9 protein-coding genes are annotated in these 12,634 nt (G+C 71.6%); 6 read left to right on the top strand and 3 right to left on the bottom strand.

The features are described from left to right. Window positions 1-50 precede the first annotated feature (50 nt). The 6 genes from ACFZBT_RS02525 to ACFZBT_RS02500 all read left to right on the top strand — a co-directional run bounded on the left by ACFZBT_RS02525 (window position 51) and on the right by ACFZBT_RS02500 (window position 8,515). On the top strand, window positions 51-1,073 hold the full coding sequence (locus ACFZBT_RS02525) for an ornithine cyclodeaminase (protein WP_391097721.1): 1,023 nt from the start codon (window positions 51-53) through the stop codon (window positions 1,071-1,073). A 274-nt stretch (window positions 1,074-1,347) separates the two neighbouring features. Then, entirely contained in the window at window positions 1,348-3,063 is a 1,716-nt protein-coding gene (locus ACFZBT_RS02520; RefSeq protein WP_391097720.1) for a DUF885 family protein, read from the top strand. A 45-nt stretch (window positions 3,064-3,108) separates the two neighbouring features. Continuing rightward, complete coding sequence (locus tag ACFZBT_RS02515) at window positions 3,109-3,741, top strand: TOPRIM nucleotidyl transferase/hydrolase domain-containing protein (protein ID WP_391097719.1); 633 nt, start codon at window positions 3,109-3,111, stop codon at window positions 3,739-3,741. 271 nt (window positions 3,742-4,012) lie between these two features. Further along, the gene (locus tag ACFZBT_RS02510) at window positions 4,013-6,058 is read left to right on the top strand and encodes an amino acid adenylation domain-containing protein (RefSeq protein WP_391097718.1); all 2,046 of its coding nucleotides are present in this window, start codon (window positions 4,013-4,015) and stop codon (window positions 6,056-6,058) included. 61 nt (window positions 6,059-6,119) lie between these two features. After that, complete coding sequence (locus ACFZBT_RS02505; RefSeq protein WP_391097717.1) at window positions 6,120-7,379, top strand: cytochrome P450; 1,260 nt, start codon at window positions 6,120-6,122, stop codon at window positions 7,377-7,379. Beyond that, window positions 7,376-8,515, top strand: a complete 1,140-nt coding sequence (locus ACFZBT_RS02500; RefSeq protein WP_391097716.1) for a branched-chain amino acid aminotransferase — start codon at window positions 7,376-7,378, stop codon at window positions 8,513-8,515. The genes ACFZBT_RS02505 and ACFZBT_RS02500 overlap by 4 nt, the downstream gene beginning before the upstream one ends. A 75-nt stretch (window positions 8,516-8,590) precedes the next feature. Here ACFZBT_RS02500 and ACFZBT_RS02495 read toward each other — a convergent pair whose 3' ends face one another. The 3 genes from ACFZBT_RS02495 to ACFZBT_RS02485 are packed head-to-tail and all read right to left on the bottom strand — an operon-like array spanning window position 8,591 to window position 12,629. Beyond that, on the bottom strand, window positions 8,591-9,751 hold the full coding sequence (locus ACFZBT_RS02495; protein WP_391097715.1) for an acyl-CoA dehydrogenase family protein: 1,161 nt from the start codon (window positions 9,749-9,751) through the stop codon (window positions 8,591-8,593). 5 nt (window positions 9,752-9,756) lie between these two features. Further along, window positions 9,757-10,716, bottom strand: coding sequence for a hydroxymethylglutaryl-CoA lyase (locus ACFZBT_RS02490; RefSeq protein WP_391097714.1), 960 nt, complete (start codon window positions 10,714-10,716; stop codon window positions 9,757-9,759). Continuing rightward, entirely contained in the window at window positions 10,716-12,629 is a 1,914-nt protein-coding gene (locus ACFZBT_RS02485) for a biotin carboxylase N-terminal domain-containing protein (RefSeq protein ID WP_391097713.1), read from the bottom strand. The genes ACFZBT_RS02490 and ACFZBT_RS02485 overlap by 1 nt, the downstream gene beginning before the upstream one ends. Window positions 12,630-12,634: the final 5 nt, after the last annotated feature.

Below are 12,634 nucleotides of genomic sequence, written 5' to 3'. Positions count from 1 at the left end.
ACTTCAAGGTTTTAAATTCCCTTGCCCCGTACGGAGAAAGGATGTATTTCATGCAGAACTCCGCCCCGCCGTTGCGCTATCTCGACGGTGCGACCGTCGCGTCGCTGTGCGCGCGGATCGACCCGCTCGACGTGGTCACCGAGGCGTTCCTCGGCGTCCGCGCCGGCCGCTCGGGAGTGGCCCCGGAGGCGGCCCTGCGCTGGACCGCCCCGGACGGAACCGCGGCCCGCAGCCTCATCCTGCCCGCCCGCCACGAGGGCGCCTACGGATGCAAGATCATCAATGCCTGCCTCGGCAACGTGGACCGCGGCATGCCCCGGGCCGCCGGCCTGATCATCCTGTACGACCGGGAGACCGCCGCACCGGTGTGCGTCATGGAGGGCGCGCACATCAGCGCCCTGCGCACCGCGGCGGTCTCCGTGGCGGCCTTGCGGGCCGTGCGCCCGCTGTCCACGGTGGACCGGGTGGCCGTGCTGGGGTGCGGTCGTCAGGCGCGCACCCATCTGGAACTGCTGGCCGAGCACGGCGCGTTGAAGTCGGTGATCGCACACGACCTCTCGCTCTCCCGGGCCACGGCCTTCGCCGGGGAACTGCGCGCCTCGCGCCCGGAGATCGAGGTCGAGACCGTCGCCGGACCGGAAGCGGCGGTCCGTTCGGCCCCGGTCGTACTGGCCACCACGACGACCACGACCTCCTACGTTCCGCTGGCCTGGCTGCCGGAGGGCTCCGTCTTCCTCAACGTGTCCCTGGACGACGCCGCCGAGGACGTCCTGCTGGGCGCCGAGCACCTGTTCGTCGACGACTGGCACCTGGTCAGCGAGGACGACACCCGGCTCCTGGGCCGCCTGGCCCGCTCCGGCCGCGTCACCGCCCCGGGTACCACCGCCCCGGGCGCCCGCCAGGTGGACGCGGACCTCGCCACGCTCCTGTCCGGTGCCTACCACCGCCCGGTCACCGCCACCGACCGGACGGTCATCAACCCGTTCGGCATGGGCGTCCACGACGTGGCCCTCGCGACCCGCGTCCACGCCGCGGCCCGCGCCGCGGAGACCGGAGTGCTCCTGCCCCGCTGACCCCGGCCGCCGGTGCCCGCTAGGGGCGCCCCACCGCCCGGACCACCGGTTAACGACGCGCACGCGCAGCGCAGTTGGTCCGGACGCTTACCGCAGGTTGGCTCCATTTGACGATTGACGCGGTCGCCCCCTTCGCGCCATGATCCGTCGGTCGGCAGTTGAGCGCGCGTCCTTCCAACTGCCGCTGCCAGGGGGCTTGCCGCAAGGTTCGGGATGTGACGTCGTACCCCGAGCGGATCCAGTGACTGACTGATTCATGGTGAGGTGCGGACAATTGCGCGACGACATTCCGGCCACATCCCGTGCTGTGCGGGACGTGGCCGACGCCTACGTCGACGGTCTGGCCCGCCTGGACCCCGACACGGCGACCTACTTGGGCGTGCCGGTGGGGCGGGACCAGATGCCGGACCTGTCGCCCGAGGGCCGCGCCGCGCAGGACGACCTGTCCCGCACCACGCTCCTCGACCTCGACCGGGCCGAGCGGGCGACGGCGGGCCCGCCGAGCGACGTGGAACGCCGGTGCGGCCGGCTGCTGCGGGAGCGCCTGCGGGCCGACCTGTCCGCCAGCACCGACGCCGAGTACCTGCGTGAGCTGGTCAACGTCTACGGCCTGCAGCAACGCGTGCAGGACATCTTCGAGATGATGCCGACGGACACCGCGGACGACTGGGCCTGGGTCGCGAAGCGGATGAGCCGAGTCTCCGCAACCCTCCACGGCTTCCGGGAATCCCTGACGAAGGCGCTGGAGGCGGACCGGTTCGTCGCGGCGCCGACCCAGGTCCGCGCCGTCGCCGGCCAACTCGACGCATGGGTTCGCGACAGCGACGGCCGTGGCTGGTACGCCGGCTTCTGCGCGGACGCCGACGTGCCGTCGCCCCTGCGCTCCGAGCTGGACAAGTCGGCCGGCCTCGCCGTCGCCGCGGTGGCCGGGCTGCGTGACTGGCTGCGCGGCGACTACCTCCCCAAGGTCGAGGGCCGGCCCGACGGCGTGGGCCCCGACCGGTACCGCACCTGGGCACGGTTCTGGAACGGCGCCGACCTCGACCTTCGGGAGACCTACGAGTGGGGCTGGGCGGAGTACCGCAGGATCCGGACGGAGATGCGCGCGGAAGCGGAGCGCGTGCGTCCGGGAGCCACGGCCCGTGAGGCGATGAGCCACCTCGACCGCCACGGCGAAGCGGTGGAGGGCGTGGAGGAGATCCGGCTGCGACTGCAGGGCTGGATGAACGAGGCGCTCGACGACCTCGACGGGACGTACTTCGAACTGGCGCCCCCGGTGCGCGTGGTGGAGGCCGCGATCGCGCCGGCGGGCAGTGGCTCGGCGGCGTACTACACCCCGCCGAGCGTGGACTTCTCCCGCCCCGGCCGCACGTCCCTGCCGGTGCAGGGACGCACCAGGTTCCCGCTGTGGAGCCTGCGCAGCGTCTGGTACCACGAGGGCGTACCCGGCCACCACCTGCAGCTCGCCCAGTGGAGGTACCTCGCCGACCAGCTGTCCAGGTACCAGACCACCATCGGCGGCATCGACGCCTGCACCGAGGGCTGGGCGATGTACGCGGAGCGCCTGATGGACGAGCTGGGCCACCTGTCCGCCCCGGGCGACCGCCTCGGCTTCCTCGACTGGCAGATGCTGCGCGCCATCCGCGTCCTCATCGACCTCGGCATGCACCTGGAACTCGACCTCCCTCAGGACGCCCCGGTCGGCGCGGGCGGGACATGGACTCCCGGGCTGGCGAAGGAGTTCCTCGCCGCTCACAGCGGACAGACGGCCGAGTTCGTGGACAGCGAGATCGGGCGCTACCTCGGTCTGCCCGGCCAGGCGATCTCCTACAAACTCGGTGAACGGGCCTGGCTGGACGGCCGGGCCGCGGCCAGGGCGGCGCACGAGGCCCGCGGTGAGAAGCTGGACCTGAAGTCCTGGCACACGGCCGCGTTGTCGCTCGGCCCACTCGGCCTCGATGACCTTCAGGACGAACTGGCGATCCTGTGACGGTGTTCGACGGCGCGTCGGCCCGTGCCGCGCGGAAGGAGTTCCATGGCTGACATGACGTCGTTCCGTGAGGCCGTCACGGCGTGGGCGACCCTCGCCCCCGACCGCGACCTGGCGCGCGAGGTGGCCGAGGAGCTGGCCGGGGAACTGCCCGTCCGGACGGCGGTCCTGCTCGAAGGGCCGAGCGACGTCAACGCGGTCAACGCGCTGGCCGCGAGTCACGGCCGCGACCTGGCGACCGAGGGCGTCTGCGTCCTGGCGATGGGCGGTGCGATGAGCGTCGGCCGCTACGCCCGGTTCCTCGGACCATCCGGTCTGGGCCTGCGCCTGACCGGGCTGTGCGACGAGAAGGAGCGCGAGTACTACGCCCGTGGCTGGGCGGGAGCAGACGGAGACCCGCAGGACTTCTTCGTCTGCGAGGCGGATCTGGAGGACGAACTGGTCCGCGCACTCGGCCCGGATCTGGTGAAGGAGCTGATCCGGGAGGAGGGCGAGCTGCGGCCCCTGGAGACCTTCCTGCGCCAGCCCGCACAGCGCGACCGCACCGCACAGCAGCAGCTGCGGCGCTTTTTCGGCACGAAGAAGGGACGCAAGATCCACTACGGCCGTGTCCTCGTCGAAGCTCTCACCCCTGACCGCGTGCCTGCCCCGCTCTCCGGCCTGTTCGCCATCCTCTGAGCGCCGGGCGGCGCCCGTCCCGGTCCGGAGAGAGCCCCGGTCGCCGCTCGGGGCAACGGCGACGGTGTCCACCCCACCCACGTACCGACCGGTCCGTGCCCTCCCGCAGGTCGTGCGCGACGGCTCGTGGTGTGCCAGGAGCGGCCCGGGGTGCCGGCGGACCTGCCGCAGGCCCCGCACAGCGCCGCCGGCCGGCGGCCACGGTCTCGTCCCGAGGCCCCAACCGAGACAGGGCGCGCGCAGTGCCCGCAGAGACTCCGGAGGACAGACAATGACCAACCTGTTCGAAGACCAGGACGGCACCTACCGCGTCGTCGTCAACTCCGAGAACCAGCACGCGCTGTGGCCCGACTTCGCCGAGGTGCCGCCAGGCTGGGAGACGGTGTTCGGCCCCGCGGGACGTGCCGACTGCCTCGACCGCGTCGAGGCCGACTGGCGGGACATGCGGCCGGCGTCGCTGGCCGCCCGCACCGGCCGGGCCGGCCGGGGGGAGGTGACGGCGGACGACGCGGCCACCCCGCCGGACGACACGATCACCCGGCAGTTCGCCGAACAGGTCCGCCGCCGCCCGGACGCGACGGCCCTGCGGTTCCGTGGCGAGGACATGACCTACGCCGAACTCGACGAACGCGCCGACCGGCTGGCGCGTCGGCTGGGCGCCCTCGGCGTGGGCGAGGAGAGCGTCGTCGGCGTCTGCTTCGAGCGGTCCTTCGAGATGGTGGTCGCGCTGGTCGCCATCCTGAAGGCAGGCGGTGCCTATCTGCCGGTGCACCCGACCGAGCCCCAGGAACGCTTCCGCTACATGCTGGACCAGGCCCGTGCTCAGGTGCTGCTCACCCACGGGCCGTTGATCGACCGGATACCCGCTGTCGATGTCACCGTGGTGAACCTCGACGCGGCCGAGGACCCGACGCCGACCGGCGCCGAGCCGCCCATGCCGCAGGTCGTGGCCGACAACCTGGCGTACGTGTGCTACACCTCCGGCTCGACCGGACAGCCCAAGGGCGTCAGCGTGACGCACCGGGGCGTGTGCCGGCTCGTCCGGGACGGCGACTACGCCGACTTCGGTCCCGACGAGACCTTGCTGCAGCTGTGCAACCTCACCTTCGACCCGGCGACCTTCGAGATCTGGGGAGCGCTCCTCCACGGCGGCCGCCTGGTCATCCACGACCCCGGAACGCTGTCCCTGCCCGAACTCGCGGAATGCGTCAAACGTGAGCGCGTGACCACCCTCTGGCTCACCACCGGCCTCTTCCACCGGATGGTCGACGGCCACCTCGACGACCTGGGCGGACTGCGGCAACTGCTCGCCGGCGGCGACGTCCTGTCGCCCGCGCACATCAACAGCGTCCGGCAGAGACACCCGCACGTGCGACTCGTCAACGGGTACGGGCCCACGGAGAACACCTGCTTCACGACCTGCCACAACGTGACGGAACCGGTCGGAGAGACCGTCCCGATCGGCCGGGCGATCACCGGCACCCGCGTCTACGTGCTCGACGAGAAGCTGCGGCCCGTCCCCGACGGCGAGTGGGGCCAGCTGTACACGGCCGGTGACGGGCTTGCCCGCGGCTACCTGGGAGACGCCCGGAAGACGGCACAGCAGTTCCTCCCCGACCCGAGCCGGTCCGGGGAGCGGATGTACAGCGTCGGTGACGTGGTGCGCGTGGGCCCCGACGGCGCCCTGGACTTCCGCGGACGCTCCGACGACCAGGTCAAGGTCGGCGGCTACCGGGTGGAACTCGGCGAGATCGTGGCCGCGTTGGCCGGTCGGCCGGGCGTCAAGGAGGCGGTGGTGATCGTCCGCGAGGACGGACCCCGCGGTGAGAAGGCCCTGGTCGCGTATGTCGTACCGGAGGGCGACGACGAGACCCTGGTGCCCGACCTGCGCGTCGCCCTGCGCGAGCGGCTGCCCCGGCACATGAACCCCGCAGCGATCGTGGTGATGGGCCGCTTCCCCCTCACCCGCAACGGCAAGATAGACCGGTCCGCCCTGCCCGCGCCGGATCTGCTCCCCCGGGAGGTGGACGCCGACTACGAAGCGCCCCGCACCTCCGTCGAGGGCCTGCTGGCCGACCTGGTCGCCGACGCGCTCGGCGTCGAGCAGGTCGGCGTGCACGACGACTTCTTCGAACTGGGTGGCAACTCGCTGGTCGCCACCGACCTGCTCAGCCAGATCCGCAAGGCGCTGGCGGTCGATGTCCCGGCGACCCGGCTGTTCTACGAGAACCCCACGGTGGCCGGGCTCGCGGAGCTGGTCGAGACGACTCCGGCGACAGTGTCCGCCGGTGTCGCGACGGGGAACGAGCCGGCGTGAGCGCCGTACCCGCACCCCGCAATCCATGGCACCGCGAGCCCGATTCAGGAAGGGATGACCGATGAGACTGACGCGGCCGGCCGAACACGAGGCCGTCGACCTGACGAAGGTCGACCTCGTCGACCCCGCCGTGCACGGCGAGGGCGATCCGCACGCCATCTGGCACGCCATGCGCGAACGGGAGCCGGTGCACTGGCAGCAGGTCGACGAACGCCTCGGCTACTGGTCGGCGACCACGTACGACGATGTGGCGAGGGTGCTGAAGGACCATCGCGTCTTCACCTCCGAGCACGGCACCCTGCTGAACCTGCTCGGCAAGAAGGACCCCGCGAGCCGCAAACAGCTGCCGGCGACCGACCCCCCTCGGCACACGAAAATGCGTTCCCCGGTGCAGCGCGCGCTCAACAGCAAGGTCCTGGAAAGGCACCGCCCGGCGATCCGCGCCGAGGCCAAGCGCCTGCTCGACGGCGTGCCGGACGGTGAGCCCTTCGACTTCGCCGAGGTCGTCGGCGCCCTGCCGATGGCCGTCACCGGAACGCTGATGGGCCTCGACCGCGAGGACTGGCCGCAGCTGACCTATCTGACGAGCCAGGCCATCGCCCCCGACGACCCGGAGTTCGTCATGCCGGAGGGCGGTGCGGCGACACTCCAGCGTGCCCACCGCGAACTCTTCGCCGCCTTCGAGCAGTCGATGAGCCGGCGGAAGGGCGAGGGGAACGGCGACCTGATCGACGTCCTGCGCACCATGGAGATGGACGACGGCCGCAAGCTGCGTCCGGGAGAGATCGTCTCCAACTGCTACAGCCTGCTTCTCGGGGCGAACGTCACCACACCGCACGTACCGAACGCGGCCATGCTGGAACTGGCGAAGGACGGCAAGTACGCCGACTGGGCGGCTCATCCCGAGCTGTTCGACAGCGGCATCAACGAGGCGCTGCGCTGGTCCTCTCCGGCCAGCCACTTCCTGCGCTACGCCAAGACCGACGTCGAACTGAGCGGTGTGACCGTCCGCCAGGGCGAGCCGGTGGCCGCCTGGATCGGCTCGGCCAACCGTGACGGCGCGGTGTTCACCGACCCCTATGAGTTCGACATCCGGCGCGACCCCCGCAACCACCTGGCGTTCGGAGTCGGACCGCACTACTGCGTGGGTCACGCGGTCGCCAGGATCGCCCTCCACGAGCTGTTCGAGAATCTTCTCGAGCAGTTCTCCGGGTTCGAACCGGCCGGCGAGCCGGAGCACCTGCACTCGAACTTCATCGCCGGCATGAAGCATCTGCCGCTCGTCGCCACCAGACGGAGCGAGGTGCGAGCCGGCATATGACCGTCGAGATGTCCCCCCTGCTCACGACGCCGTCCTTCGAACGGATGGCGCATCCGAATCCGGCGAGCCCGCGGCGCGTCGCGGAGGTGCTGGACGACCCGGGCTTCGGAAAGTACGTCACCGACCACATGGTGACCGTCGAGCACACCCGCGATCGCGGCTGGCACAACGCGGTCGTACGGCCGTACGAGCCGCTGCTGCTCGCCCCCACCGCGTCGGTGCTGCACTACGGTCAGTCCGTCTTCGAGGGCCTGAAGGCGTACCGGCAGCCCGACGGTTCCGTGGCGTCCTTCCGCCCGGAGGTCAACGCGCGTCGGTTCCGCGCGTCGGCGCGGCGTCTGGCGATGCCGGAACTGCCCGAGGAACTGTTCCTGGAATCCCTGCGGGAACTGGTCGCCCGGGACGAACGATGGGTGCCGGAGGGCGGAGGCCGGTCGCTGTACCTGCGGCCGCTGATGATCGCCACCTCCACCGAACTGACCGTCGCCGCGGCCACGGAGTATCTGTACGTGCTGGTCGCGATGCCCGCCGGCTCCTACTTCGCCGGCGGCGCCAAACCCGTGAGCGTGTGGCTCTCCGAGGACTACGTCAGGGCGGCACCTCGCGGTACGGGTGCGGTGAAGTGCGCGGCCAACTACGCCGGGACGCTGGCCCCGCAGCGGCTGGCGGTGGAGCACGGGTGCGATCAGGTCGTCTGGCTCGACGCCGTGGAACGCCGCTGGGTGGAGGAGATGGGGGCGATGAACCTGTTCTTCGTCTTCGGCTCGGGCCCCGGGGCCCGGCTCGTGACACCGCGGCTGAGCGGTTCGCTGCTGCCCGGCGTCACCCGTGACTCGATCCTGACGCTGGCCCGCGACCTCGGGTACGGCGTGGAGGAGCGGCGCGTCTCCATCGACGAGTGGCAGCGGTCGGCGGCGTCCGGCGAACTCACCGAGGTGTTCGCCTGCGGCACCGCGGCACTGATCACCCCGGTCGGAACGGTCAAGCACGCCTCCGGGGAGTTCTTGATCAACAAGAACGCCTGCGGACCGGTCACTCAGCACATCCGGGAGCGACTCGTCGCACTCCACGAGGGCGTGGCCGAGGACCGGCACGGCTGGATGCACCGGCTGGTGCAGGTCACGCCCGCCGGATAGCCGAGGTGCGGCTCCGCGGCGGAGGCCGCGTGGCCGCCGGCCTGTGCCGGGGGCGGCACAGGCCGGCTCGGCGGCTCAGCCCGCCAGCCCCAGCTCCCGCGCGATCAGCATCCGCTGCACCTCACTCGTGCCCTCGCCGATCTCCAGGATCTTGGAATCGCGCCACATGCGGGCGACCGGGTACTCGTTCATGAAGCCGTAGCCGCCGTGGATCTGGGTGGCCTCGCGGGCGTTGTCCACGGCCACCGTCGACGAGTGGAGCTTCGCGAGGGCCGCTTCCTTCTTGAAGGGGGCGCCCGACACCAGGCGGGCCGCCGCGTCGCGCCAGGCGAGGCGGGCCGTGTGGGCCTTCATCTCCATGTCGGCGATCTTGAACTGGATGGCCTGGTTGGCGGCGATGGGCTTGCCGAAGGCGTGGCGTTCCCTGGCGTAGGTGACCGACTCGTCCACGCAGCCCTGCGCCAGGCCCGTCGCCAGGGCGGCGATCGCGATGCGGCCCTCGTCGAGGATGCGCAGGAACTGGGCGTAGCCGCGGGCCTCCTCGCCCAGGAGGTTCGCGGCCGGGACACGGACGTCCGAGAAGGACAGCTCGCGGGTGTCCGAGGCGTTCCAGCCCACCTTGGAGTAGGGGGCCGCGACCGTGAAGCCGGGGGTGCCCGACGGGACGATGATCGAGGAGATCTGCGGCTTGCCGTCCGCCGACCGGCCGGTGACCGCCGTGACCGTCACCAGGCCCGTGATGTCCGTGCCCGAGTTGGTGATGAAGCACTTCGTGCCGTTGATGACCCATTCGTCCGTGTCGGAGTCCAGACGGGCCGTCGTACGGGTCGCGCCCGCGTCGCTGCCGCCGTCCGGTTCCGTCAGGCCGAACGCGCCCAGGAGTTCGCCCGAGCAGAGGCGGGGGAGCCACTCGCGCTTCTGGGCTTCCGTGCCGTAGCGGTAGACCGGCATCGCGCCGAGCGAGACTCCGGCCTCGAGCGTGATCGCCACCGAGGAGTCGACCCGCGCCAGCTCCTCCAGCGCCACGCCGAGGGCCAGGTAGTCGCCGCCCATGCCGCCGTACTCCTCGGGGAACGGCAGGCCGAACAGGCCCATGCGGCCCATCTCGCGGACGATCTCGTACGGGAACTCGTGTCGCTCGTAGAAGTCGCCGATCTTCGGCGCCACCACCTCGTGGGCGAACTCCTCGACCGTGCGGCGGAGTTCCTCCAGCTCGGGGGAGAGTCGGTAATCCATGGTGATCAGTGCTCCTCGGTGTCCACGAGGTCCTCGTGGGACAAGGCTCGGACGGTGCGGGACGGGCTGGGTCGGCCCAGGTGGCCGGCCATCCACGCGCTGGTGGCGACGAGGCGGCCGAGGTCGATTCCGGTGTCGATGCCGAGGCCCCGCAGCATCCACACGAGGTCTTCGGTGGCGAGGTTGCCGGTCGCCGACTTCGCGTACGGGCAGCCGCCCAGGCCGCCCGCGGAGGCGTCGATGGTCGTCACGCCCTGCTGGAGCGCCGCGAGGGTGTTGGCCAGGGCCTGGCCGTAGGTGTCGTGAAAGTGGACGGCGAGGGCGGTGGGCGGGATGCCCGCCTCGTCCAGCGCCGCGAGAAGAGCGACCACGTGGCCGGGGGTAGCCACTCCGATCGTGTCTCCCAGGCTCAGCTCGTCGCAGCCCATGTCCCTCAAGGCCTTGCAGACCTTCACCACCTGGGGGATCGGGACCGCGCCCTCCCAGGGGTCGCCGAAGCACATGGAGAGGTAGCCGCGGACCTGGGCCCCCTCCGTCTTCGCGCGGGTGACGACCGGGTCGAACATCGCCAGGGCCTCGTCCACGGTGCGGTTGAGGTTGGCCTTGGCGAAGGACTCCGTGGCGCTGGCGAAGACCGCGACCCGGCGGGCGCCCAGGGCCAGGGCGCGGTCCAGGCCGCGTTCGTTCGGGACCAGGACCGGCAGTGACACCGGCAGGTCGCTCACCATCGGGAACAGCCGCTCCGCGTCCGCCAGTTGGGGGACCCACTTGGGGTGGACGAAGCTCGTCGCCTCGATCGTCGTCAGGCCCGCGGCGGCCAGGCGGTGGATGAACTCCGCCTTGATCTCCGTCGGGACCGTCGCCTTCTCGTTCTGCAGGCCGTCGCGGGCGCCCACCTCGTGGATGCGGACGCGGGCGGGGAGGTCCTCGGCCGGGACCGTCATCGGCAGACCGTGCGCTGTCATCACTCCGCCTCCTCGTGGGGTGCGATGACCGCCAGAACCTGGTCCATGGCGACCGTCGAGCCCGGCGCCACGTCCAGCTCCGTGACCTTCCCGGCGTGCGGGGCGGAGATGACGTGCTCCATCTTCATCGCCTCCACCACCAGCAGGCTCTGACCTGCCGTCACCTCGTCGCCGACGGCGACCTTCACCACCGTCACCGTGCCGGGCATGGGCGCGGTGAGGGAGTCGGCGCCCGCGTGGGCCGCGCGGCTGAGCGACGCCGCCACCGGGTCGTGGTCGCGTACGTGCCAGGCGTCGCCGTCGCGGCCGAGCCAGTCGGCGGCGCGGTGGAAGGTGTGGCGGACGCCGTCCAGGGTGACCGAGACGTGGTCGCCGGTGACCGCGGAGGTGCCGCGTGGGGTGTACTCCAGCTCCTCCTGGACCCTCAGGTGGAAGGCCGGTTGCTTCGGCTCGCCGCCCAGGCGCCAGCCGGACGGGACCGAGAAGGGGTCCGTCCAGCCGCCGGGTTCGGGTGTCAGGGCGTCCAGGCGTACGGCCGCCGCCGCCTCGTAGACCTCCTCCGGTACGTCCGAGGGGATCAGCCCCTCGACCTCGCGCTCGACCAGGCCTGTGTCCAGGTCGCCCGCGACGACCGCCGGGTGGGCGAGCAGACGGCGCAGGAACCCGGCGTTCGTCTGCACCCCGAGCGTGACCGTCTCCGCCAGGGCCGCCCGGAGTTTGCGCAGGGCACTCGCCCGGTCGGGGCCGTATGCGATGACCTTGGAGAGCATCGGGTCGTAGAGGCTGCCCACCTCGGTGCCCTCGGTGAGGCCCGAGTCGGTGCGGACGCCGTCGCCCTGTGGTTCGCGCAGCCGCAGGATCGTGCCGCCGGAGGGGAGGAAGCCGCGGGCCGGGTCCTCGGCGCAGATCCGGGCCTCCACGGCGTGGCCGGTCAGCCGTACGTCCGTCTGGGTGAAGCCGAGGGGCTCGCCCGCCGCGACCCGCAGCTGCCACTCGACCAGGTCCAGGCCGGTGATGAACTCCGTGACCGGGTGTTCCACCTGGAGGCGGGTGTTCATCTCCATGAAGTAGTACGAGGACGGGTCGGCGCCGTTGACGATGAACTCCACCGTGCCCGCGCCCCGGTAGCCGCAGGAGCGGGCCGCCTGGACCGCCGCCTCACCCATCGCGGCACGCGTCTCCTTGTCCAGGAGGACGCTCGGCGCCTCCTCGATGATCTTCTGGTGGCGGCGCTGGAGGGAGCACTCGCGCTCGCCGAGGTGGACCACGTTCCCATGGCCGTCGGCCAGGACCTGGATCTCGATGTGCCGGGGGCGGTCGATCCAGCGCTCGACGAGGAGCGTGTCGTCGCCGAAGGAGGCGCGGGCCTCGCGGCGGGCCGAGGCGATCTCCTCCTCCAGCCGGGTCAGGTCCCGGACCAGGCGCATGCCCTTGCCGCCGCCGCCCGCGCTCGGCTTCAGCAGCACGGGTGCGCCCAGTTCGCGGGCCGCCTCGGACAGGTCCGGGTCGCGTCCGCCGGGGACCACCGGGACTCCGGCCGCCTGGACCGTCTCCTTGGCGCGGATCTTGTCGCCCATGAGGGAGATCGCGTCGGCGGGAGGGCCGATGAAGACCAGGCCGGCCTCGGCGCAGGCGCGCGCGAAGGCGGCGTTCTCGGCGAGGAAGCCGTAGCCGGGGTGGACGGCCTGGGCGCCGGTGCGGGCGGCGGCCTCCAGCAGGCGCTCCACCGACAGATAGCTCTCGGACGCGGGGGCCGGTCCGATCCGGACCGCCGTGTCCGCCTCGCGGACGTGCCGGGCGTCGGCGTCCGCGTCGGAGAAGACGGCCACCGAGCGCACGCCCATCGACCGCAGCGTACGGATGACGCGTACGGCGATCTCGCCCCGGTTGGCCACAAGCACTGTCTCGAACATCGTCG

Origin of the sequence: Streptomyces sp. NPDC008137 (genome assembly GCF_042957035.1) — a bacterium.
Lineage (GTDB): Bacteria > Actinomycetota > Actinomycetes > Streptomycetales > Streptomycetaceae > Streptomyces.
Note: the sequence above shows the minus strand (reverse complement) of the source record. Positions and strands in the feature narration are given on the sequence as shown.

What these genes read in the sequence shown, in the direction of transcription:
- ACFZBT_RS02525 (WP_391097721.1), top strand. Translation starts at nt 51, where the DNA reads ATGCAGAACTCCGCCCCGCCGTTGCGCTATCTCGACGGTGCGACCGTC.
- ACFZBT_RS02515 (WP_391097719.1), top strand. Translation starts at nt 3,109, where the DNA reads ATGGCTGACATGACGTCGTTCCGTGAGGCCGTCACGGCGTGGGCGACC.
- ACFZBT_RS02510 (WP_391097718.1), top strand. Translation starts at nt 4,013, where the DNA reads ATGACCAACCTGTTCGAAGACCAGGACGGCACCTACCGCGTCGTCGTC.
- ACFZBT_RS02505 (WP_391097717.1), top strand. Translation starts at nt 6,120, where the DNA reads ATGAGACTGACGCGGCCGGCCGAACACGAGGCCGTCGACCTGACGAAG.
- ACFZBT_RS02500 (WP_391097716.1), top strand. Translation starts at nt 7,376, where the DNA reads ATGACCGTCGAGATGTCCCCCCTGCTCACGACGCCGTCCTTCGAACGG.
- ACFZBT_RS02495 (WP_391097715.1), bottom strand. Translation starts at nt 9,751, where the DNA reads ATGGATTACCGACTCTCCCCCGAGCTGGAGGAACTCCGCCGCACGGTC.
- ACFZBT_RS02490 (WP_391097714.1), bottom strand. Translation starts at nt 10,716, where the DNA reads ATGACAGCGCACGGTCTGCCGATGACGGTCCCGGCCGAGGACCTCCCC.
- ACFZBT_RS02485 (WP_391097713.1), bottom strand. Translation starts at nt 12,629, where the DNA reads ATGTTCGAGACAGTGCTTGTGGCCAACCGGGGCGAGATCGCCGTACGC.